Source organism: Microbispora sp. ATCC PTA-5024, from assembly GCF_000511135.2.
GTDB classification, from domain to species: domain Bacteria; phylum Actinomycetota; class Actinomycetes; order Streptosporangiales; family Streptosporangiaceae; genus Microbispora; species Microbispora corallina.
In genome coordinates this window covers 565,947-588,752 of sequence record NZ_KI866524.1, presented here as the reverse complement: position 1 = coordinate 588,752, position 22,806 = coordinate 565,947, and the positions used below count along the sequence as shown (strand labels likewise).

Below are 22,806 nucleotides of genomic sequence, written 5' to 3'. Positions count from 1 at the left end.
GACGGGCGGCGCCCGGGCGACGGCCGGGCTCGCCGGGCTGGCGTTCGGCCTGGCCCTGCTCGTGCGCATCGACGGCCTGCGCGACGTGCTGCCCGTGCTCGTCTTCGCGGGCGTCCTGATCGCCCTCGACCGCGTCTCCCGGACGCGCGCGGAGGCGGCGGAGGAGCCGTCCGGCCCGCCGGGGGACGGCGGCCGAGGCGCGCCCGGCCCCTCCGAGGACGGCGATCCGGGGGCGTCGGGCCCCCTGGAGGACGGCGGCACCGGGGCGGAGGCGTCCGGCGCCCCGGCGCGCGGCGGCCGGGTCTTCCCTGACGGGCGGCTGGGCCTGCCCTTACTGGCCGGCCTCGCGGCCGGGGCCGCCTGGGGGCTGGCCGGCGGCTACCTCCTCTCCCGGCCGTACCTCTCCTATCTGTCGGGCTCGCTCACGCCCCTGCTCGCCATCTGCGCCGCCGTGCTCGTGCTGACGGCCGCCGGGACGGCCCTCGCGCCCCTGGCCGCCGCCCGGATCGGGCGCATCCCGGCCGCGGCGCGCGCCCGCGCGCGGCGGCTGCCCGACTTGGCAGCGGCCCTGGTCGTGCTCGTCATGGCCGCCCTGGCCGTACGGCCCTGGGTGCAGACGGTCACCCGCGTGGCCGTCACGCCGGACGACAGGCTGACGGCGGACTTCATCAAGAAGACGCAGATCGCCGACCACCTGCCGGTCGACCCGACCCGGCTGTACTACGAGCACTCCCTCTACTGGGTGATCTGGTACGTCGGCGTCCCCGTGGTGGTGCTGGCCACGGTCGCGGCGGCCGTGCTCGCGCGCCGGCTCGCCGGCGGAAGGGACTTCGCCTGGCTGCTGCCGCTGGCGATCATCGGGTGGACGACGGTGACGACGCTCTGGCGTCCCGCGATCACGCCCGACCATCCGTGGGCGTCCCGGCGGCTCGTGCCCATCGTGATCCCGGGGCTCGTCCTGCTCGCGACCTGGGGGCTGAGCCTGCTGCGCGAGCGGCTGCGGCGGCGCGGGCGGCCCACCCGTGCGGCGGTGGCGGCGGGCGCCCTGCTGCTCGTCGTCCCCGCCGTGATCACCTCGATCGGGACCGCGTTCACGCCGGTCAACCGGGGGGAGGCGGCGGCCGTGGCCGGGCTGTGCGACGCCCTCCCGCGGAACGCGTCCGTGCTGATGGCCGAACGCGTGACGGGCGACCGGGCCACCCAGCTCGTGCGGGGCGAGTGCGGTGTGCCGGCGGCCCGCGTCGCGTACCGCACGGGGAGCGACGTGCCGCTCCCCGCCGACGTCGTGCGGCTCGTCGCCGCCGTCCGCCGGACCGGCCGCGTGCCCGTCCTGCTCGCGGCCGACCCCCGGCAGCTCACTCCTTATGGCGCGCCCGTGCGCGTGGTGAAGCTGCGCACGCGGCAGGACGAGCGGTCCCTCGCCGACCCGCCGAACGGCACCTGGTCCCTCAGCATCGACGTCTGGATGGCCGTCGCCCGTTAGGTTTCCGGCCCGTGGAAGTGAGGCCGCGATTTGGCGGGGCAGAGTACCCTAACCGGACGTGACCACGCCCGAGACCTCTGGAAGCGCCGTGACTCCCGCAGAGAATCCGTACGTGACGATCGTCCTGCCGTGTTACAACGAGCAGGACCACGTCATCGATGAGGTCGAGCGCATCTGCGCGGCCATGGACGCGAGCGGCTACACCTACGAGCTGGTGGCGGTGGACGACTGCTCCACCGACCAGACGCTCGCCCGGTTGCAGGAGGCCGCGCCGCGGTTCCCCCACATGCGGATCAGGGCGTTCCACCGCAACGGCGGCTCGGGCACCGTACGGCGGATCGGGAGCCAGGAGGCCCGCGGCGAGATCGTCGTGTGGACCGACGCCGACATGAGCTACCCCAACGAGCGGATCCCCGAGCTGGTCCAGATCCTGGAGAAGGACCAGACGGTCGACCAGGTCGTGGGCGCCCGCACCACCGAGGAGGGCTCGCACAAGTTCCTCCGGGTGCCGGCCAAGTGGTTCATCAGGAAGGTCGCCGAGCGGCTGGCCGGGCAGAAGATCCCCGACCTCAACTCGGGCCTGCGGGCCTTCCGCGCGTCGGTGGCACGGCCGTACCTGCGGCTGCTGCCTCCCGGCTTCTCCTGCGTCACGACGATCACGCTGGCGTTCATGTCGAACCAGCACGACGTCTACTACCTGCCGATCGAGTATTCGAAGCGGGCCGGGAAGTCGAAGTTCAACTTCGTCTCCGACGCCTACCGCTACATCCTGCAGGTGCTGCGGATGGTCATGTACTTCAACCCGCTCAAGGTCCTCATGCCGCCCGCGCTCTGGCTCGTCGGCATCGGCCTCGTCAAGGGCGTGTACGACGTGGTCAGGTACGGGTTCTACCTGACCAGCAACACCATTGTGACCTTCCTGTCCGGCATGCTGATCGGGGCGGTGGCGCTGCTGGCCGACCTGATCGTGCGCTCGCGGGGCGATTCGTGAGGATCGCGCTCGTCGGCCCGACGTACCCGTACAAGGGCGGCGGGGCGCAGCACACCACGGAGCTGGCGCACCGCCTGCGGGCCCGCGGGCACGACGTGGTGATCGAGTCGTGGCGGGCGCAGTACCCGTCGTTCCTCTACCCCGGGCAGCAGACGATCGACAGCCCCGAGGGCGAGCCGTACCCGGGCACCCGGCGTGACCTCGACTGGCGGCGGCCCGACGGGTGGGTCCGCTGCGGCCGGCGGCTGCGGGAGGCCGACCTCGTCGTGCTCGCCGTGCTCAGCCCGGTGCAGGTGCCCGCCTACCTCGGCATCCTGGCCGGCCTGCGCCGCCGCACCCGGGTGGTCGCGCTGTGCCACAACGTGCTGCCGCACGAGCGCAAGCCGTACGACGCCCCGCTGATGCGGGCCCTGCTCCGGCGCGTCGACGGCGTGCTCGTCCACTCCCGGGAGCAGGCCGGGCTCGCCGCCGGGCTCACCGCCGCCCCGGTGCGGGTGTCCGCCCTCGCGCCGCATCTGCCCGCGCGCCCCTCCGCCGCCTCCGCCGCCGCCGAGCCGTACGGCAGTCTGCTGTTCTTCGGCATCGTGCGCCCGTACAAGGGGCTCGACGTGCTGCTCCGGGCGCTCGCCCAGGTGCCGGACGTGGGCCTGACGGTCGCGGGGGAGTTCTGGGGCGGCCTTGAGGAGACCCGGGCGCTCGTCGCGGAGCTGGGCCTGGACGGCCGGGTGGAGCTGCGGCCGGGATACGTGGCGGCGGAGGAGGTGCCGGGGCTGTTCGCGCGGGCGGACGCCCTCGTGCTGCCGTACCGCTCGGCCACGGCCAGCCAGAACGTGTGGCTCGGCCACGAGCACGGCGTCCCGGTGATCGCGACCAGGGTGGGCGCGTTCGCCGACAACGTGGCCGACGGCGTGGACGGGCTGCTGGTGGAGCCCGGCTCGACCGGCGCGCTGGCCGACGCGATCAAACGCTTCTACGAGCCGGGGATGCCCGCGCGGCTGCGGGCCGGGGTGCGCCCGGTCGACCCCGAGCCGCACTGGGCGGCGTACCTGGACGCCCTCCTGGAGGCGTGAGACCTCCGGCGGGCGGTCCTGTCAGGCCGGATCGGGCTCGGGCACGCGGGCCGGGACGGTACGCGCCACCAGGAAGCCGACGCCCGCCCACGCGGCGTCCGCGAGCGTGAACAGCACCCGGGAGACCACCGCCACGACCAGGGCCCGAGGGGCGTCCAGCACGGGGGCGAGCGCGATGACCATCGCCCCCTCACGTACGCCGATGCCTGCCGGCACCACCACGGTGAGGATGCCGGTGGCCCAGGCCAGCGCGTACGCCCCGGCGGCCACCGCGTAGAGGGACGGGCCGCCCGGCCGCAGGCCGCCGACGAGCACCCACAGGTGCACGCCGTACACGAGCCAGCCGGCCATCGTCCAGGCCGCCGCCCTGGCCATGTCGGTCCCGCTCAGGACCCGGTCGAGCGGCTCCTTGCCGGCGATCCGGAGGGCGAGGTTGAGCCCCCAGGTCATCACCCGGGGGTGGAGGCCGACGAGGATGAGGGGGATCAGCGCGAGCAGGTACCACGCCTCCCGGGCGAGCTCCCCCGACAGCGTGGCCGCGGCCAGGGCCAGCGCGCAGCCGAGCGAGGTCACCAGGCCCAGGGCGGTGGCGCTGAACGTCCGCCGCGGAGGTGCGCCGTGGTCGCGGGCCAGCTCGATCATCGCGGCGAACGCCCAGACCGACCCGGGGATGTACTTGCCGAGCTGCCCCACGAACAGCACCCGCGCGGCCACCCGCAGCGGCAGCGGGGAGCCGAGGCCGGCGAGGATGTCGCGCCAGGCCACCAGCATGAGCCCGAGCCCGGCCAGCACCGACAGGAACGCGACCCCGAGCGACCACCACGACAGCTGGGCCAGCGCTGCCGACGTCTGCGACCAGTTGCGGCCCAGGCCGTACACCAGGAAGCCGAGGGCGAGCAGGGCGAGCAGGACCCGCAGGAGCGGGCTGGAGCGCAGGCGGCCCAGCGGCAGGCCCGGCGAGAGGCGAGGCATCGCCCAAGAGTAGGGCCTGGAAGCTACCGATCGGTAGGGTCCCCGCCGGGCCTTTGCGTCCGCATGATCGGAGACGGGGGCCCGCCCGGCGAAGGTACTGTTGGGCACCGTGGATCCGAGAGCAGGCACGGAAGCGGTGATCGACCGGTGAGCGGGGAGCGCGCCGCGCAGCTGGAGTACTCCGAGTTCCAGGCCGCGATGCTCGACGAGGAGAAGCGCCGCCGCAAGGCCGCGAAGATCATCGCCGTGCTCGCGCACTTCCTGGGGCGGCAGGACGCGCCCGCGGGCGAGGTGCTCGCAGGGCTGACGGTGGCCGACGTCGGGTGCTCGGCCGGGTTCATCGCCGACGAGCTCGCGGTCGCGGGGGCGGAGCGCACCTTCGGCCTCGACATCGACGTCCCCGGGCTCAGGAAGGCGGCCGGGCGGTTCGGCGAGCGGGTGCGCTTCGTCTGCGCGAACGGCGAGGCCCTGCCGTTCCCGGACGGCTCGGTGGACGTGCTCGTGTTCAACCACATCTACGAGCACGTGGTCGACCCCGACGCCGTGGTCCGGGACATGCGCCGGGTGCTGTCCGACGACGGCGTCCTCTACCTGGGGCTGGGCAACCGGCTCGGCGTGGTGGAGCCGCACTACAAGCTGCCGTTCCTGTCCTACCTGCCGCCCGCGGCGGCGGACCGGTACGTGCGGGCGTTCGGCCGGGCCGACAACTACTACGAGCGCTTCCGCACGCGGGCCGGGCTGCGCCGCATGCTGTCGGGGTTCCACGTCTGGGACTACACGTTCCCCGTGCTGGCCTCGCCCGAGCGCTTCGCCGGCGGCGAGCTGTTCCCTGGGACCGTGGGCCGGGCGGCCAAGGGCACCCTGGAGAAGGCTCCCCGCGCCGCGCTCCGCGCGCTGCTGCCCGTCGTCCCGACGTACCTGTGGGTCGCCAGCAAGAGCCCGCGCCGTCCGCTCGGCGGGCCGCTCCCGCAGCCACCCGAGCCGGTCAGGACCCCGTGAGGCCCGCCGTGGCGTGCGCAGGGGGACCGGCACGGCCGGAGGGGCCGGCGTGACCCGGCGCAGGGCCGTCCGGTGGCTGTTCCTGCTCGTCGCGCTCGGCTTCGGGGTCTGGGCGGTGGCCGGGCAGTGGTCCGCCGTGTCGGCGGGCTTCGCCCGGCTGTCGTGGGCCGAGCTGGGCGGCTCGCTGCTCGCGGTCCTGGCCGCGCTCTGCGCCGGCATGATGATGTGGCGGGCCCTGCTCGCCGATCTCGGGTCGCCGCTGGCGCTCCCCGACGCCGCGAAGATCTTCTTCGTGGGCCAGCTCGGCAAGTACATCCCCGGGTCGCTGTGGCCGGTGCTGGCCCAGATGGAGATGGGCCGCGACCACGGGATCCCCCGGGCGCGCAGCGCCGCCGCGTTCTTCCTGACCTACCCGGTCTACCTGGCCAGCGGGCTGCTCGTGGGCGCCGTCACGCTGCCGGTGCTGGCGGGGGAGTCGGTCGTCCGGTACGCCTGGCTGCTCCTGCTCATCCCGGTGCTCGCCGTGGCCCTCCACCCGGCCGTGGTGAACGGCGTCATCGGCTTCGGGCTGCGCAGGATCCGCAAGCCTCCGCTGGAGCGGCCGCTCACCCGCCGCGGCGTGCTCGCCGCCACCGGCTGGGCCCTCGCCGGCTGGGCCGCGTACGGCGTGCACCTCGCGCTGATCGTCCACGGGCTGGGCGGCGCCGGGCCGTCCGCCGTGGTTTTGAGCTTCGGGGCGTTCGCGCTGGCCTGGTGCCTGGGCTTCCTCGTGGTGATCGCCCCGGCGGGCGCCGGCGTCCGCGAGGTCGCCATGGTGGCCGCGCTGGCCCCGGTGCTCGACCGTCCCGCTGCCATCGCCGCGGCCCTGTGCTCCCGGTTGATCGTGTCGGTCGGCGACCTCGTCTGCGCGGGGGCGGCCGGGCTCGCCAGCCGCGGCGCGGTGACCGCACCCCGGGAGACCGCGGACCGGGGATGACCCGGGGATCGCGGCACGGCCGCGCAAGCCGCCGGACTGTCAGTCATTTCCGTGCAATCGCCGCTAAATCCGTATGACGGACAGACGTCCGGCATGTGATATCGCTCACGTTTCGGGGGACGCCCGGAATAGAGTGAAGCTGAGGGAGCCCCGGGGGAGGACGCCGCACGCCGGCGCGCGAGCCCCCTCAAGCCCCCTCGCCGGATGACCGCCGGACCACCGAGGTCGCTCGCGGGAGACCCCCGCGGGGCGGGCCTCACCGAGGGGAGCGATCTGCTTGACACCCCGAGTGCTCGTCGACGCGGCCGCCGTACCCGCCGACCGCGGCGCCCTGATCAGGTATGTCGACGGACTGGTCGCCGCCCTGCACGAGGCGGGCGCCGATCTCGCGCTGGTCTGCCAGCGGGCGGACGCCGAGCGGTACGCCAAGCTGGCCCCCACGGCCAGGATCGTCTCCGGCCCGCCGGCCATCACCAACCGGAGCAAGCGGCTGGTCTGGGAGCAGACCGGCCTCCCCGTGCTCGCCCGGCAGGTCGGCGCCGACGTCGTCCACGCCCCCTTCTACTCGATCCCCCTCGGCTCCGGCCTGCCCACCGTGGCCACAGTGCACGACCTCACCGCCTTCACCGACCCCGACCAGCACGACCCGGCCAAGGCCTCGTTCTTCCGCTCCGCCACCCGCACGGCCGTCCGCCACGCCAACCGGGTGATCGTGCCGTCCCGGGCCACCCGCGAGGAGCTCGTCCGCGTGCTCGGGGCCGACCCGGCGAGGATCGACGTCGCCCACCACGGGGTCGACCACCTGCTGTTCCACCCGCCGTCCGAGCGCGACGTCCGCCGGGTGGCCGGGCGCGTCGGCCTGCACGGCCTCGGGTACGTCGCCTATCTGGGGGTGACCGAGTCTCGAAAGAACGTGCCCAACCTGATCCGCGGCTTCGGCCAGGCCGTGGGGCACCTCGCCGCCCCTCCCGCGCTGGTGCTCGCCGGCGGCGCGGCCTGGGAGGAGGAGGTCCAGGAGGCCGTGGCCGGGCTGCCGTCGCGGGTCCGGGTCGTCCGCCCCGGCTACCTGCCGTTCGCCGACCTGCCGGGCTTCCTCGGCGGCGCGCTCCTCGTGGCCTTCCCGTCCCGCTGCGAGGGCTTCGGGCTGCCCGTGCTGGAGGCCATGGCCTGCGGCGCCCCCGTGCTGACCACGCACCGGACGTCGCTGCCCGAGGTGGGCGGGGACGCCGTGGCCTACACCGAGCCGGACGCGGACAGCATCGGGCGGACGCTGCGCGATCTCCTGGAGGCGCCGGAACGGCGCAAGGAACTGGCGGCCGCCGGGGTCGCCCGGTCGCAGGAATTCACCTGGCGCCACTCGGCGGAGGCCCATCTCGCGTCGTACCGACGCGCGGTGGAGGGCTAGGCTACCCTCGCGCTGTGAGGGAGACTTCTTTGCGTTCGCCGGACCTCGAGGCGATCCTCCTCGTGGGGGGACAGGGCACCCGGCTGCGGCCGTTGACACTGCGCACGCCGAAGCCGCTGCTGCCGACCGCGGGGGTTCCCTTCCTCGCCCATCAGCTCGCGAAGGCGCGCGCGCACGGGGTGCGGCGGGTGGTGTTCGCCACCTCCTACCGCGCGTCGATGTTCACCGAGGTCTTCGGCGACGGGTCGGCCCTCGGGCTCGAGATCGTGTACATGACCGAGGAGACCCCCCTCGGCACCGGAGGCGCCATCCGCAACGCGGCCGCGGCCCTGACCTGCCCGCCCGAGTCGCCGGTGCTCGTGCTGAACGGGGACATCCTGTCGGGCCACGACATCGCCGCCCAGGTCGGCCTGCACGTGTCCCGGGGCGCGGCCGTGACCCTCCACCTGACGGAGGTGGAGGACGCGTCGCGGTTCGGCTGCGTGCCGACCGACGCGGACGGCCGGGTCACCGCGTTCCTCGAGAAGATGGCCAACCCGGTCACCAACCGGATCAACGCCGGCTGCTACGTGTTCCAGCGCTCGGTCATCGACACGATCCCGGCGGGCCAGGTGGTGTCGGTCGAGCGGGAGACCTTCCCGTCCCTCATCGAGGCGGGCGAGCTCGTGCTGGGCTTCGCCGACTCGTCGTACTGGCTGGACGTCGGGACGCCGGCCGCGTTCGTGCAGGGCTCGGCCGACCTCGTGCTCGGCCGGCTCGACTCGCCCGCCCTGCCCGGCCCTGCGGGGGAGTTCCTCCTCATGGACGGCGCCGTGGTGTCCCCGGAGGCGAAGGTGACCGGCGGGACGGTCGTCGGCAGGCGGGCCACGGTCGAGGCCGGCGCCAGCGTGCGCGGCAGCGTGCTGGCGGACGACTGCGTGGTCGCGTCCGGCGCCACCGTGGTCGACTCCGTCGTCGGCACCGGGGCGAGGGTCTCCGCCGGCGCCGTGCTGCGGCAGGTGGTCGTCGGCGACGAGGCGCAGATCGGGCCCGGCAACGAGCTCATGTCCGGCGTGCGCGTCTGGCCCGGCGTCCGGCTCCCCGAGTGCTCGGTCCGCTTCTCCAGCGACGTGTGACCCGTCCCGCCCGCCCGGTGCGGGACGGGTCCGGCACGCGGCACACTGGGTGGGGGAGGCGACCGGGATGACCGTGATCGGCGTGGTGGGCGCGGGCGAGCGCAGGTGGCGTCCGTCCGCCCCGCTCGACCTGGCGTTGACGCTGTCGCCGCACAGGCGCGGCGGAGGCGACCCCGCCTGGCGGCGCACACCGGACGGGGCGGTCTGGCGCACCTCCCGCACCCCCGACGGCCCCGCGACCCTGCGCGTCACCGAGAACGGCGGGGAGGTGCGCGGCCAGGCCTGGGGACCCGGCGCGGGCTGGCTGCTGGAGCAGCTGCCGGCCCTCCTGGGCGCCGACGACGACGTGGACGGCTTCGCCCGCCTGCTGTCCGGCCTCGCGGGGAGCCGCTCCGACCCCGCCACGGCCCGTACGGCCGCGTTCGTGGCCGGGATCGCGGCCCGCAGCCCGGGCCTGCGCATCGGGCGGACGCTGCGGGTGTTCGAGGCGCTCGTGCCGGCCGTGCTGGAGCAGAAGGTCGTCGGCCGGGAGGCCTGGCGGGCCTGGAAGTGGCTGCTGCGGACGTACGGGGAGCCCGCGCCGGGACCGGCGCCCTCCGGGATGCTCGTGACGCCGCCGCCCGAGGTCTGGATGCGCGTCCCCTCCTGGGACTGGCACCGGGCAGGCGCGGAGGCCGTGCGGGCGAGGACGATCGTCAACGCCGCCCGCCACGCCGACAAGCTGGAGGCCACGGGTGGCGGGGTGCGGTCGGCCGAGGCCGACCGGCTCCTGCGGGCGCTCCCCGGCATCGGGGTGTGGACCTCGGCCGAGGTGCGCCAGCGGGCCCACGGCGACCCGGACGCGCCCAGCGTGGGCGACTACCACCTGCCGAGCATCGTGGGCTGGGCGCTGACCGGCCGCAAGACCGACGACGCGGGCATGCTGGAGCTCCTCGAACCGTTCCGGGGCCACCGGCACAGGGTGGTCCGGCTGATCGAGCTCACCGGCATGCGCCCGCCCGCCCGGGGGCCGCGGATGCCGGCCAGGGACTACCGGTCCTTCTGACCCGGGGGCTGGGTGCGTTCGCCGTACCCTGGTGGCCGTAGGGTGCGCCTATGACGGCAGAGCAGGCCCCGAACGGCAACAGCGCCGATCACACCACCCGTACCGGCCCGTCCCCCACGGAGGACGCCCGGCCCGCGCCCTCCTCCGGCGGCTCCCCCGGCGGTTCCTCCAGCAGTGGGACGCGGCGCGCGCTGGCCCGGGCGCGGGACGGCAAGACCCTCGACCCCGCCGAGGCGGCGATCCTGTTGCGAGCCCGCGGCGACGACCTCGACGCGCTGCTGGCGCACGCGTCGCGCGTGCGCGACGCCGGGCTGGCCGCCGCCGGGCGGCCGGGCGTCATCACCTACAGCCGCAAGGTGTTCATCCCGCTGACCCGGCTGTGCCGCGACCGGTGCGGCTACTGCACGTTCGCCACCGCGCCCCACAAGCTGCCCGCCGCGTTCCTGTCCCCCGACGAGGTGCTGGAGATCGCCCGCGAGGGCGCCGCCATGGGCTGCAAGGAGGCCCTGTTCACGCTGGGCGACCGGCCGGAGGACCGGTGGCACCAGGCCCGCGAGTGGCTCGACGCGCACGGCTACGACGACACGCTGTCGTACGTCCGGGCGATGGCGATCCGGGTGCTGGAGGAGACCGGGCTGCTCCCGCACCTCAACCCCGGGGTGATGACCTGGCGGGACCTCCAGCGGCTCAAGCCGGTCGCGCCCTCGATGGGGATGATGCTGGAGACCACCTCCGAGCGGCTGTTCACCGAGAAGGGGCAGCCGCACCACGGCTCCCCGGACAAGGACCCGGCCGTACGGCTGCGGGTGCTTGAGGACGCCGGACGGTCGAACGTGCCGTTCACCACCGGCATCCTCATCGGCATCGGCGAGACGATCGAGGACCGGGCCGAGTCGATCTTCGCGATCCGCCGGGTCGCCCGTGAGTACGGCGGGATCCAGGAGGTGATCGTCCAGAACTTCCGGGCCAAGCCCGACACCGCCATGCGCGGCATGCCGGACGCCGACCTCCAGGAGCTCGCGGCCACCATCGCCGTGGCCCGGCTCGTCCTCGGCCCGAAGGTGCGGATCCAGGCGCCGCCCAACCTCATCGGCGACGAGCACGCCCTCATGGTCCGCGCCGGCATCGACGACTGGGGCGGCGTCTCCCCGCTCACGCCCGACCACGTCAACCCGGAACGCCCCTGGCCGCAGATCGACGACCTCGCGGCCCGCACCGCCGCCACCGGCTTCGAGCTGCGGGAGCGGCTGACGATCTACCCCGAGTACGTGCTCGCCGGCGAGCCCTGGCTCGACCCCCGGCTCTCCGGGCACGTGGCCGCGCTCGCCGACCCGGAGACCGGGCTGGCCCGCGAGGGGGCGGTTCCCGAGGGCCGCCCCTGGCAGGAGCCGGACGGCGGGTTCGCCGGGCTCGCCACCAGCGGCCGGTCCGACCTGCACACGGCCGTCGACACCGAGGGCCGCAGCGCCGACCGGCGCGACGACTTCGACAGCGTGTACGGCGACTGGGACGCCCTGCGCGACCGGCTGCCCCAGCAGACCCGTACCGGCGGCGTGGACGGCGCGGTGCGGGAGGCCCTCCGGCAGGCAGAGAGCGACCCGGCCCGGCTGACCGACGACCAGGCCCTGGCCCTGCTGGGGCTCGCGGGCGACCCCACCGGCGCGGGAGCCGACGACGCCGGGCTGGACGAGCTCGCCCGCATCGCCGACGGGCTGCGCCGGGAGGCCGCGGGCGACGAGGTGACCTACGTGGTCAACCGGAACATCAACTTCACCAACGTCTGCTACACCGGCTGCCGGTTCTGCGCCTTCGCCCAGCGGCGCACCGACGCGGACGCCTACACGCTGTCGCTGTCCGAGGTCGCCGACCGGGCGCAGGAGGCGTGGGAGGCCGGGGCGACCGAGGTGTGCATGCAGGGCGGGATCCACCCCGACCTGCCGGGCACCGCGTACTTCGACATCGCCAGGGCCGTCAAGGAGCGCTGCCCGGAGATGCACGTCCACGCGTTCTCGCCGATGGAGGTCATCAACGGCGCGAGCCGGACGAACCTGTCGGTCGCCGAATGGCTGCAGGCCGCCCGCGAGGCCGGTCTCGACTCGCTGCCCGGCACGGCCGCCGAGATCCTCGACGACGACGTCCGGTGGGTGCTGACCAAGGGCAAGCTCCCCACCCGCGAGTGGGTCGAGGTGATCACCACGGCCCACCGCCTCGGCATCCCGACGACCTCGACCATGATGTACGGCCACGTCGACACCCACGAGCACTGGGTGCGGCACATCCGGCTGATCCGGTCGATCCAGGAGGAGACGGGCGGGTTCAGCGAGTTCGTGCTGCTGCCGTTCGTGCACCACAGCGCGCCGATCTACCTGGCGGGCATCGCCCGTCCCGGGCCCACGGCCCGGGAGAACCGGGCCGTCCACGCCCTCGCCCGGATCATGCTGCACGGCGCCATCCGCAACATCCAGTGCTCCTGGGTCAAGCTCCGCGACGACCTGTGCCGGGACGTCCTCCAGGGCGGCGTCAACGATCTCGGCGGCACGCTGATGGAGGAGACGATCAGCCGGATGGCCGGCTCGGAGAACGGGTCGTACAAGACCATCGGCGAGATCGCCGCGATGGTCGCCCCCACCGGCCGTCCGCTGCGCCAGCGCACCACCTCGTACGGCACGCCCAGCCCTGAGCGGCTGGCCGCGGCCGAGCGCAGCGACGGCGTCTGCCGGAGCGTGCGCAGGACGGTGCCGCTGCTCTCGTGAAGGGCCTCAGCCCCGCAGGAAGGTGACGACGGCGAGGACGCGGCGGTGGGCGTCCTCGTCCGGCGGCAGGTCGAGCTTGGCCAGGATGTTGCCGATGTGCTTGCCCACGGCGGCCTCGGACACCACCAGCGCCCGGGCGATCGCGTTGTTCGACCTGCCCTCGGCCATCAGGGCGAGGACCTCCCGCTCTCTGGGGCTGAGCCGCCGCAGCGGGTCGCGGCGGCGGCGCAGGAGCTGGCGGACGACCTCCGGGTCGACGACGGTGCCGCCGCCCGCGACCGTCGTCAGCGCGTCCACGAACTCCTCGACGTCGCCGACCCGGTCCTTGAGGAGGTAGCCCACGCCGGTGCCGTCGCCCGAGTCGAGCAGCTCGGCGGCATAGGTCTGCTCGACGTACTGGCTCAGCACCAGCACGGCGAGGCCCGGGTGGGCGGCCCGCAGCGCCACCGCGGCCCGCAGCCCCTCGTCGGAGAAGCCGGGCGGCATCCGCACGTCGGTGAGGACGACGTCGGGGACGTGCTCCTCGACCGCGGCCACCAGCGTCTCTGCGTCGCCCACCGACGCCACAACCCGGTGGCCGAACCGGGCCAGCAGCGTGGCCAGCCCCTCGCGGAGCAGTACGCCGTCCTCGGCGACGACGACGGTCAGGGAGCGGTCGGCGGGCATTCGATCTCCGCGCGCAGCAGGGTGGGGCCGCCCACCGGGCTCGACAGCGTCAGCCTGCCGTCGAGCACCGAGACGCGGTCGGCGAGGCCGGCGAGCCCGGTGCCGGCGGAGGCGTCGGCCCCGCCCACGCCGTCGTCCCCGACCTCCACCGCGAGCATCGGGCCGTCGAGCCGTCCGCGCACCCAGGCCCGCTCGGCCCGGCTGTGCTTGGCCACGTTGGCCAGGGCCTCGCTCACGACGAAGTACGCGATGGACTCCACGACGCCGGGCAGCCGGCGGGGCACGTCCACGTCGACCTCGACCGGGACCGGCGACCGGTCGGCCAGCTCCGCGACCGCGGCCGGCAGCCCCCTGTCGACGAGGATCCGCGGGTGGATGCCGCGGATGAGGTCGCGGATCTCCGCGAGCGCGAGCTTCGCCTCCTCGTGCGCCCGGGCCACGAGCGCGGCGGACTCGTCGCCGCCGGAGACCCTGGCCAGGCCGAGCGTCATGGTCAGCGCGACGAGGCGCTGCTGCGCCCCGTCGTGCAGGTCGCGCTCGATGCGGCGCCGTTCGGCCTCGAACGCCTCCACGAGGCGGCTGCGGGAGCGGGTGAGCTCGGCGAGCCGCTCGCCGGACTCGGCCCGGGTGGGCGTGAGCAGCAGCCGGGCCAGCGCGGCGTGGGCGGTGGCGAGGGCGGTGATCGGATACGCGGCCAGAACGAGCACCAGGACCCCCAGGATCGCCGCGGCGAAGGCCTCGGTGAACGTGTCGAGCGGCCAGAACTTCATCAGGACGAGCGGGCCGGCCTCCGCCACGCTGATCGGGGCGCCGATCATCACGAGCGGGACCACCAGGCCGTACGTCACGGCGATCAGCTCGATCGGACCGAGCACGACGGCCAGCAGGACCGCGTAGGCGAGGGCCCGCCAGGTGGCCTGCTCCCGTAGGCGCGTCCCCAGCCAGGCGCGGGCGCCGGGTCCGGCAGGGCGGTGCGGGCTCGGGGCCGCCTCGGCGTCCATGATCCGCAGCCGCCGCCGTTCGAGCGCGCCCAGCGGGACGGCGCCGAGCACCGGCGCCGCCAGCAGCGGGACGCCCACCAGGACGAGCGTGAGCAGGGCGGACGCGGCCAGCGAGGCGACCAGGAGCACCAGCACGACCACGCCGACGGCCGCGCCCGTCACCAGGTAGGCGAGGGCGCGCCAGGGCAGCGAGGTCGCCAGCAGGTCACGCCGGACGACGGCCTGCCAGGCGCTGTGTGGGCGCACCCCACCGACCCTACGGCCCCGCGCCGGCGGACCGAAGACGGCCCGGGCCACCTGTGGAGGTAGGGCTGGGCATACCCCCACGAGTAGCCCGCGGCTCCTGGCGGGCACCTGCCCCGGGCCGATCTGATTGGCCACATGAACGAGACAGTCCAGCACAGACCGGGACGGGACGCCGCGGAGGTCTCCGATCTCAGGGCGTTCGCGGCCGTGGCGCTGCGCCGGCAGGGGGTCGTGGGGGCGGTCGCCCCGAGCTCGCCCGCGCTGGCGCGGGCGCTCACCGCCGTGGTGCCGACGACCGCCGCCGCCGTGGTCGTCGAGCTCGGCCCCGGCACCGGCGCGATCAGCGAGGCCATCCGGCGGCGGCTCGCCCCCGGCTCCCGGCAGGTCGCGGTGGAGATCGACCCGGGCATGGTGACGCACCTGAACCGCGCCCGGCCCTGGCTCGACGTGATCGAGGGCGACGCGGCCCGGCTCGGCGCGCTGCTGGCGTCACGCGGGATCGACCGGGCCGACGCCGTGGTCAGCACGCTGCCGTGGTCGCTGTTCCCCGAGGACCGGCAGGAGGCCGTCCTCGGCGAGATCGGCCGGGTGCTGCGGCCCTCGGGGGCGTTCACGACCGTGACGTACCTGCACGCGGTGCCCCTCGCCCGGGCGCGCCGGTTCCGCGGGCGCCTGCGGGCCGCCTTCGACGAGGTGCTGACCACCGGGCCGGTCTGGCGCAACGTCCCGCCCGGTCTCGCGTACGTGTGCCGGAGGCCGGTCGGCCATGTCTGACCTGCTCGGGCATCTTCCCGTGCCCCTTCTGCTCCTGGTGGCGGGGCTGCTGATCGTCGCCGAGGCCGGGACGCTCGCCGGGGTCGTCCTGCCGGGGACCACCGTGCTCGTGGCCCTCGGCTACCTCACCCGCGTGGACGTGCTGCCGCTCGCCTGGACGATCGCCGTGGTCGTGGCGGCCGAGATCGCCGGCACGCACCTGTCGTACGCCCAGGGCCGCAGGCGCAGGGGCGCGGCCTCCATCCACCGCCTGGCGGACCGGTTCGCGCCGTCGGCGTGGGAGCGGGCCCGGCGCATGGTGGACAGGCACGGCGCCTGGGCCGTGGCGGGCGGCCAGTGGATCGGCAGCGCCCGCACACTCGTGCCCCGGCTCTCGGGCTGGGCGGGCATGCCGTACCGGACGTTCGCCCGGGTCGGCGTGCCGACGGCGGCGGCGTGGGCGGCGACCCTCGTGACGCTCAGCCGGTCGGCCCCCGACCTCGTCGACGCGGTGACCGGGCACCTCGCCGTCGCCGGCGCGGTGGCCGTGGCGCTGGTCCTCGTCGTCGTGTACGTGAGGAGCCGGGGAGGCGCGGGGGAGGACGGGCCGCCCGCCGGGCCGGGCCGCTGCGGCGCGCCGGTCTGACGCCGTCCGCCGAGATCGAGGATCTCGACAGCGAGATATAACAAGTTCTATATATTCCGGTTCGACACACTTGCGCCGTGGGCGGTGCCGGTGGGCAGAATCGTCACTCTGTGCGGCGGACGCGTGACCGTTTCGCGCCGGACCGTGACCTGCCCCCGAAGCCGTTCGCGACATGAACCGGGAAGGACCCGCACCGTGCCCTACGGTCGTCACCGCGCCGCCTCCACCGCCGAGCGGCGCCGTCGGCAGGCCAGGCGGCGCAGCATCGTCGCCGTCGTCACGGTGGTGGCGATCGTCGCCGGAGGGGTCTACCTGTTCGCCACCCGGACCGGAGGAACGTGTTCCTCCCGGGATCCGGTGCTCGTCGACGTCGCGGCGGCCGTGGACATCGCGCCGCCCGCCATGGAGGCGGCCGAGAGGTTCAACGCCACCGGCGCGGGTGTGGAGGGCCGGTGCGTGCAGGTGCAGGTGGTCGAGCAGCCCCCGGCGCCGGTGCTGCGGACCCTGATCGGCGACCGGGCCGGCGTCCTGCCCGACCGCCCGGACGGATGGATCGCCGACTCCTCGGTGTGGGTGCGGCTGGCCCGCAAGCAGGGCGCCCAGGACATCGCGGCCGACGAGACCGTGGTGGCGACCTCCCCGCTCGTGTTCGCCACCCGCAGGTCGCTCGCGCAGCGGTTCGCGGCCGGGGGGACGGCCATGAGCTGGGACATGGTCTTCCCCTCCACCGTAAGGGGACGGCTGCAGCCCACCGGCCACGAGCCCGACGTCGTGCGGATCCCCGACCCCTCGGTCTCGGGGGCGGGCATCGCGACCGTCGCCGCGGCCCGGGACATCGTCGGGACGGGCGAGAAGGCGAACAAGGACCTCACGGCGTTCGTGCGGATGGCCCAGTCGGGATCGGCGCCCGACTACCGGAGCATGCTGTCGGCCGTCGACGCGCCCGGCTTCTGGGCGCGGCCCGTCGCGATCGTCCCCGAGCAGTCGGTGTGGGAGCACAACCGCGACGTGGCCGTCGAGCCGATCACGGCCCTCCAGCCCAAGGAGGGGACGATCGAGCTCGACTACCCGTACGTCGTGACCGCGTCCGACCCGGACAGGGCCGCCGCCTCCCGGATGTTCGCGTCCTACCTGCGGACGCCGGCGGTCCAGGAGTCCGTGCGGCACGCCGGCTTCCGCACGGCGGACGGCAAGGAGCCGCCGTTCGCCGTGGGCGACGACATCCCGACGCAGGAGCCGCGGCCCCGGCCGTCCATCACGCCCGAGGTGATCGACGAGGCGCTGGAGGCCTGGAGCAGGCTCGCGCCGCCGAGCCGCATCCTCGTCCTCGCCGACGTCTCCAAGGAGACGGCCGAGCCGATCAGGGCGGGCGGCCAGACCCGCCTCGACGTCGCCGTCCAGGCCGCGAAGCTCGGCCTCCAGCTGTTCCCGAACGAGACCGACATGGGCCTGTGGGAGTTCGCCAGGGACCTGACGGACGGCAGGGACCAGCGCGAGCTGGTCAGCCTGGGCCCGATCACCAAGCCCGGCAGCGGGCAGGAGATCCGCAGGACCGCCCTCTACCGCCTGGCCGACGGGATCAAGCCGCTCACCGGCAGGAGCAGCTCCCTGTACGACTCGATCCTCGCCGGCTTCCGCTCGGTCTCCAAGGGCTACGACCCCCTGATGAGCAACTCGCTGCTCCTGCTCACGGCGGGCAGGGACGACGGCGAGGGCATCACCAGGGAGAAGCTCGTCGAGGCGCTGCGCTCGGAGTGGAACCCCGACAAGCCCGTGCAGATCATCGTGGTGGCCTTCGGCAAGGGCGCGGACCGGCAGGCGCTCGACGAGATCGTCTCGGTCACCAACGGCCAGCTGTACGTGGCCCAGGAGCCCGGGCAGATCATCGACGTGTTCCTGTCCGCGCTGGCCCGGCGGCTGTGCCACCCGACCTGCCCGCGCCCCTGACCCCGGTCCCGCCGGTCAGCGGGTGAGGAGGAAGTCGCCCGGGTCGCGGCCCGGCCGGTCCCGCGGCGGCGCGGCGGCGTGGCCGACGGCGACCGCGCCCATCGGGTCCCAGTTCGCGGGCAGGTCGAGGACCTTGCGCACCACGTCCCGGCAGAACATCGTGGACGACACCCAGGCCGAGCCGAGCCCCTCCACCGCGAGCTGGACGAGGAAGTTCTGCACGCCCGCCCCGGTGGCGACCACGAACATCTCCCGCTCGGCGGCGTTCCGACGCTCGTCGCGGTAGGTGTGCGAGCCGTCCATGACCAGGCAGGGCACGGCGAGGTACGGGGCGTTCCGCAGCACGTCCCCCCGCCTGATCCGGCGGGCGATCGACTGCTCGGAGAAGCCGTCCGAGCGCAGGTCCTGGATCCAGGCGTCCCGCATCGCGTCCAGCAGGGCCGTGCGCGTCTCCGGCGACTCCACCAGCACGAACCGCCAGGGCGTCGTGTGGTGGGGCGCGGGCGCGGCGACGGCCGCGGCCACCGCGCGCCGCACGGCCGCCGGGTCGACCGGCTCGGCGGAGAACTCCCGGATCGTGCGGCGGGCGAAGACGACGTCGGCCGCGCCGTACCGGAACATGTCCTCGTCCGCGGGGCGGACCAGGACGCGGGCGCCCGGCCCGTCCTCCTCGGTGACCAGGCCCTCCAGGCCGCGCACGAGGGCCACCGGGACGCCCGACAGCTTGCCCTTGACCAGCTCGCCCGCGGCCGCGATCTCGTCGGCGAGCGCCGTGACCGTGGCGTTCAGCGGGTTGCCGTACGCGTCGGCCCGCCCGCGCAGGTCGTCCACGACCCGCACGCCGGCCGCGCCGAGAGCCACGTCGGTGAGCCCGTGCCGCCAGGGACGGCCGAAGGTGTCGGAGACGATCACCCCGACCCGTGCCCCGAGGCGCTCGCGCAGCCCGCGGCGGATCTCCCGCGCCGAGCGGTCGGGGTCCTCGGGCAGCAGCAGGACCGTCCCCGGCTCGGTGTTGGAGGCGTCCACCCCGGCCGCGGCCATCACGAATCCGTGCCGGGTCTGCGCGATCACGGTGTCGCCGCGCCGCGCGACCACGCGGGCCGTCTCCTCCCGGATCGCCGCCGTGCGGTCGTCGCCGCGGCGCAGGCGGCCCTCGGCCTTGCTCACGATCTTCGAGGTGACGACGAGGACGTCGCCGTCCCGCAGGTCCGGCGCCGCCTCGGCGACGAGACGGGCGATGTCGTCCCCGGCCCCGACCTCGGGCAGGCCGGAGACGCCGGTGATGGTGATGTGAGGCACTGGTCTCCTCGGTGTGCGGTCTTCAGGGCGTTGGGCGGCCGGGTCAGCGGAAGGGTCAGCGGGACAGCGAGAGGGCCAGGGCGAGCGCGGCCGCGGCGATCTCCCTGGTGGCCTCGGGGGAGTCCATGAGCAGCGGCCGGGCCTCGACGGCGACGCCGTCCAGCGCCACGCCCTTGTCCTCCTCCGCCACCAGCCAGCCGTCGAGCAGGTCGGAGCCGTACAGCTCCAGCACGGCCTGGGCGCTGGTCTCGACCCCGATCGCGGTCAGGCACGCGTCGGCCATGCCGCGCACCGGGGCGCCGCCGATGATGGGGGACACGCCCACGACCGTCTTGCCCTCGAGCGCCGCCCGGATGCCGGGGATCTGCAGGATCGTGCCGATGCTGACGACCGGGTTCGACGGCGGCAGGATCACCACGTCCGCGTCCCCGACGGCCTGGAGCACGCCCGGGGCGGGCGCGGCGTCCTCGGCGCCGACCAGGAGGATCTGCTCGGCGGGGACGGACGCCCGCAGCCGCACCCACCACTCCTGGAAGTGGACGGCCCGCCTGCCCTCGGCGTCCGAGATCACCACATGGGTCTCGGTCCGGTCGTCGGACATCGGCAGCAGCCGCACGCCCGGCCGCCAGCGGTCGCACAGGGCCTCGGTCACCTGCGAGAGCGGGTAGCCGGCCGCCAGCATCTGCGTACGGATGATGTGGGTGGCGAAGTCGCGGTCGCCCAGGCCGAACCACTGCGGCTCCATGCCGTAGGCGGCCAGTTCCTCCTTGACCGTGAACGTTTCATCCGCCCGGCCCCACCCCTGGTCCTCGTTGATGCCGCCGCCGAGGGTGTACATCACGGTGTCGAGATCGGGGCAGACCCGGAGGCCGAAAAGGGTGATGTCGTCTCCGGTGTTGCCGATGACGGTGATCTCGGCGTCGGGGGCGGCGGCCTTGAGGCCTCGGAGAAAGCGGGCGCCGCCGATTCCGCCGGCGAGGGACACGATGCGCATGCGGCCAGTCTTCCACCGGGCCGGGCGCGCACCGCGAACGCCCACCCCGGAAATGCGCCGTACGCCCTGATAGCAGGGGTCCGCACCCCTTGTGGGGTTCCAGGGTCTGCCGACACTGAAGTCGGGCATGTGCAAAACTTCCCCGAGTGCCGTTTGGACCAATGGGGGTAGCTGTGCTCAAGGTCGATACGACCCGGCTACGGGAGCCGGGCGCGTGGATCATGCTCACGGTGGTGGTCACCGGCATACTCGTGGGCATCGCCCGGCTGCTCCTCGGCACGTCGACGGGCGGCGCCTCCTTCGGCATCCGCTCCGTGAACGGTCTCCACGCGCTGGCGTCCCCGGTGACGACCGCGCTCGCGGTCGGCGCGGTCGTGCTCGTGACCCGCTTCGGCGACCCGACCCCCCGGGCCCGCCTCGTCGCGCTCGGCTCGGCCGGGGCGCTGGCGCTCGGCTTCGTCTTCTCCGTGATCAGCCTGCTCGGCGTCCTCGTGGGGGACCTTCCCGCGTTCCGCGACCGGTTCGAGAACCTCGTCACCGGGATCCCCGTGACGGCCCTGGTCGCCGTCGGCGCCGTCTTCGCCCTGAACGCGGCCAACGGCCTGCAGCGGCGGCGGGAGCAGAACGAGGGGTTCTTCGGCGGGCAGGCGCACCAGCCCCAGCCGTACGCGCCGGCCCTCGCCCCCGGCTACGGCGACGGCCAGCAGTACGGCCAGGCGCAGAACCGCCCGTACGGCGAGCAGGGCTTCAACGGCCCGCCCTTCGCAGGGCCGCAGGGCCAGCCGATCCCGCAGACGGCTCAGGGCGGCCCCGGCCGTCCGGGCGGGCAGTTCGACCAGGCGCAGCCTTACGAGCAGGGCCAGCCCTACGAGCAGGGCCGCGACCACGGCGACCCGCACGGGCAGCCGGCCGGCCAGGTCCCGCAGCCGGCGCAGGCGGGCCAGGGCCCCCAGGGGTTCGCCCAGGGCGTGAACGGCCAGGACCTCGGCGCGCGGAGCCAGAACGGGCAGGTCGCCCCCACGCAGGCCGTCAACGGCCAGGCCGTCAACGGCCAGGCCGTCAACGGCCAGGGTGTGAACGGCCAGGGTGCGGGCGACCGGCCGGGCGCCCCCGGCGTCCCGGGGCAGGCGCCCTCGCCGGTCCCGTCGTTCCCCCAGCTTCCGCCCACGGGCGAGCAGCAGTACGGCCAGGACCGCCCCCAGGACCCCTACACCCAGGACCGGCCGCAGAGCTTCGGCCAGGACCAGTTCGCCCAGGACCGGCCCCAGGGCGCCTTCGGGCAGGACCGCGCGCAGGACCCGTACGGGCAGTACGGGGCGGCGCCGGCGCACGCGGACGCCTACGGCACCCAGCCCTCGTTCCCGCAGGCGGCGCCCGCCGGACAGCCGGGCCAGCAGGCCCAGGGCGGCCGTCCGCAGGGTCAGCAGCCCTCCTGGCCGTCCGACCCGGGCGGGCCGGCGCAGCAGGACTTCCAGACCGGCGCCCACTACTCGGACCCCTACGCCGGCCCCTCGTACGGCGACCGGCCCGCCGGGTCCTACGGGCAGGAGCAGCAGGCTCAGCCCGCCCCGGCCCCGCAGCCCGGCGGCTACTCCCAGCCTCCGCAGGGCCCGGTGTTCGACCAGTACGGCTACGCGGGCCAGCACCCCGAGGCGGCCGGGTACGGCCGGACCCCCGCCGGGGGCCAGGACGACCACGGCTTCCCGTCCGCCGGCGACGCCCTCGGCGGTCAGGGCTACTCCGACTCCTACGGGCTGCCCGCCGCCCCCCAGGAGCGGCCGTACGAGCAGGGCCAGTCGTACGGGGAGCAGCAGGGCACGCCGTTCGCGGGCTACTCCGGCTCCCAGTTCGCGCGGCACGCCGCCGACCCGGCCCCGGCCCCGGCCTCGCCCTCGCCCTCGTACGAGCAGCCCTCGTACGAGGCCCCGCCCGCCTACGAGGGCTCGGCCGACCCGCGGGAGCAGCAGCTCGCGCAGGCCTACCAGCAGGCGCAGAGCTACCAGAGGCCGGCCCCGCCCGACCTTCCGACCGGCCCCCAGGACTACCCGGAGTACTACGACAACCCCCTCGGCCACCCCCAGCAGCCGCCCGCGCCGTACCAGCCGGCGGCGGGCGAACTGGCGGCCGACCAGACCCTGCGCTTCGACCCGGCCGGCTACCGCGGCGACCCCCTCAGCGACCCGCTCAGGCGGGAGGAGCCGATCGACCCCACCGCGATCTACACGCCCGACCGGTCGCAGGCAAAGTATGAGGAAGGTTCCGGCACGGAACAGGCAGGCCGCGGAACCGAGAGGAACCTGCCTTGGTATGGTTCCGAACGCTGATAGGACCGAAGATCGGGGCGTACGAACCGGGGCGAGCAGGTCTTTCCCCGGGTATCGCTATGCCGCTTGACGCCGCACGCGCCACGCGCGTGTAATTACAGGCATGTTGTTACGCCTCCCG

The 22,806-nt window shown here is 74.7% G+C and carries 17 protein-coding genes and 1 pseudogene; 13 read left to right on the top strand and 5 right to left on the bottom strand.

Annotation, left to right across the window (positions count from 1 at the left end; all coding sequences use genetic code 11):
• From MPTA5024_RS23300 to MPTA5024_RS23290, 3 genes and pseudogenes are all read left to right on the top strand, one after another.
• A pseudogene (locus MPTA5024_RS23300) lies at window positions 1-1,483 on the top strand (hypothetical protein); the annotation flags it as partial.
• Window positions 1,484-1,541: 58 nt separating this feature from the next.
• Complete coding sequence (locus MPTA5024_RS23295) at window positions 1,542-2,474, top strand: glycosyltransferase family 2 protein (protein WP_051458548.1); 933 nt, start codon at window positions 1,542-1,544, stop codon at window positions 2,472-2,474.
• On the top strand, window positions 2,471-3,544 hold the full coding sequence (locus MPTA5024_RS23290; RefSeq protein WP_036327990.1) for a glycosyltransferase family 4 protein: 1,074 nt from the start codon (window positions 2,471-2,473) through the stop codon (window positions 3,542-3,544). The genes MPTA5024_RS23295 and MPTA5024_RS23290 overlap by 4 nt, the downstream gene beginning before the upstream one ends.
• Window positions 3,545-3,565: 21 nt before the next feature.
• Here the strand turns inward: MPTA5024_RS23290 and MPTA5024_RS23285 are convergent, their stop codons facing one another.
• Window positions 3,566-4,516: a lysylphosphatidylglycerol synthase domain-containing protein gene (locus MPTA5024_RS23285; protein WP_036327988.1), complete on the bottom strand. Its 951-nt coding sequence runs from the start codon at window positions 4,514-4,516 to the stop codon at window positions 3,566-3,568.
• A 147-nt stretch (window positions 4,517-4,663) separates the two neighbouring features.
• Here MPTA5024_RS23285 and MPTA5024_RS23280 point away from each other — a divergent pair, with 147 nt between their 5' ends.
• From MPTA5024_RS23280 to MPTA5024_RS23255, 6 genes are all read left to right on the top strand, one after another.
• Window positions 4,664-5,515: a class I SAM-dependent methyltransferase gene (locus MPTA5024_RS23280; protein ID WP_036327986.1), complete on the top strand. Its 852-nt coding sequence runs from the start codon at window positions 4,664-4,666 to the stop codon at window positions 5,513-5,515.
• A gap of 49 nt (window positions 5,516-5,564) precedes the next feature.
• The gene (locus MPTA5024_RS23275) at window positions 5,565-6,491 is read left to right on the top strand and encodes a lysylphosphatidylglycerol synthase domain-containing protein (RefSeq protein ID WP_036329196.1); all 927 of its coding nucleotides are present in this window, start codon (window positions 5,565-5,567) and stop codon (window positions 6,489-6,491) included.
• A 277-nt stretch (window positions 6,492-6,768) separates the two neighbouring features.
• Window positions 6,769-7,896, top strand: a complete 1,128-nt coding sequence (locus tag MPTA5024_RS23270) for a glycosyltransferase family 4 protein (protein ID WP_036327984.1) — start codon at window positions 6,769-6,771, stop codon at window positions 7,894-7,896.
• A gap of 14 nt (window positions 7,897-7,910) precedes the next feature.
• Window positions 7,911-9,011, top strand: a complete 1,101-nt coding sequence (locus tag MPTA5024_RS23265; RefSeq protein WP_036327982.1) for a sugar phosphate nucleotidyltransferase — start codon at window positions 7,911-7,913, stop codon at window positions 9,009-9,011.
• Window positions 9,012-9,078: 67 nt separating this feature from the next.
• Complete coding sequence (locus tag MPTA5024_RS23260) at window positions 9,079-10,056, top strand: DNA-3-methyladenine glycosylase family protein (protein ID WP_051458547.1); 978 nt, start codon at window positions 9,079-9,081, stop codon at window positions 10,054-10,056.
• Window positions 10,057-10,106: 50 nt separating this feature from the next.
• Window positions 10,107-12,809 (top strand): bifunctional FO biosynthesis protein CofGH, encoded by a 2,703-nt coding sequence (locus MPTA5024_RS23255; protein ID WP_084369931.1) that lies wholly within the window; start codon window positions 10,107-10,109, stop codon window positions 12,807-12,809.
• Between the two features lie 6 nt (window positions 12,810-12,815).
• Here the strand turns inward: MPTA5024_RS23255 and MPTA5024_RS23250 are convergent, their stop codons facing one another.
• Together MPTA5024_RS23250 and MPTA5024_RS23245 are read right to left on the bottom strand one after the other, a co-directional pair.
• On the bottom strand, window positions 12,816-13,475 hold the full coding sequence (locus MPTA5024_RS23250) for a response regulator transcription factor (RefSeq protein ID WP_036327979.1): 660 nt from the start codon (window positions 13,473-13,475) through the stop codon (window positions 12,816-12,818).
• On the bottom strand, window positions 13,454-14,722 hold the full coding sequence (locus tag MPTA5024_RS23245) for a sensor histidine kinase (protein ID WP_036327976.1): 1,269 nt from the start codon (window positions 14,720-14,722) through the stop codon (window positions 13,454-13,456). Before MPTA5024_RS23245 ends, MPTA5024_RS23250 begins: the two co-directional genes overlap by 22 nt.
• Before the next feature lie 135 nt (window positions 14,723-14,857).
• On the opposite strand from MPTA5024_RS23245, the gene MPTA5024_RS23240 reads away from it, so the two are divergent.
• The 3 genes from MPTA5024_RS23240 to MPTA5024_RS23230 all read left to right on the top strand — a co-directional run bounded on the left by MPTA5024_RS23240 (window position 14,858) and on the right by MPTA5024_RS23230 (window position 18,068).
• Complete coding sequence (locus MPTA5024_RS23240; protein WP_084369930.1) at window positions 14,858-15,496, top strand: class I SAM-dependent methyltransferase; 639 nt, start codon at window positions 14,858-14,860, stop codon at window positions 15,494-15,496.
• Window positions 15,489-16,121: a DedA family protein gene (locus MPTA5024_RS23235; RefSeq protein WP_051458546.1), complete on the top strand. Its 633-nt coding sequence runs from the start codon at window positions 15,489-15,491 to the stop codon at window positions 16,119-16,121. The genes MPTA5024_RS23240 and MPTA5024_RS23235 overlap by 8 nt, the downstream gene beginning before the upstream one ends.
• A gap of 195 nt (window positions 16,122-16,316) precedes the next feature.
• Window positions 16,317-18,068: a substrate-binding and VWA domain-containing protein gene (locus MPTA5024_RS23230; protein ID WP_036327973.1), complete on the top strand. Its 1,752-nt coding sequence runs from the start codon at window positions 16,317-16,319 to the stop codon at window positions 18,066-18,068.
• Between the two features lie 15 nt (window positions 18,069-18,083).
• On the opposite strand, the gene MPTA5024_RS23225 is transcribed toward MPTA5024_RS23230, so the two are convergent.
• Both MPTA5024_RS23225 and cofD read right to left on the bottom strand, forming a co-directional pair.
• Window positions 18,084-19,367 (bottom strand): coenzyme F420-0:L-glutamate ligase, encoded by a 1,284-nt coding sequence (locus MPTA5024_RS23225; RefSeq protein ID WP_036327971.1) that lies wholly within the window; start codon window positions 19,365-19,367, stop codon window positions 18,084-18,086.
• Between the two features lie 55 nt (window positions 19,368-19,422).
• Entirely contained in the window at window positions 19,423-20,361 is a 939-nt protein-coding gene (cofD, locus tag MPTA5024_RS23220; protein WP_036327969.1) for a 2-phospho-L-lactate transferase, read from the bottom strand.
• Window positions 20,362-20,534: 173 nt separating this feature from the next.
• Between cofD and MPTA5024_RS23215 the strand changes: the two genes are divergently transcribed.
• Window positions 20,535-22,685: a hypothetical protein gene (locus MPTA5024_RS23215; RefSeq protein ID WP_036327967.1), complete on the top strand. Its 2,151-nt coding sequence runs from the start codon at window positions 20,535-20,537 to the stop codon at window positions 22,683-22,685.
• Window positions 22,686-22,806: the final 121 nt, after the last annotated feature.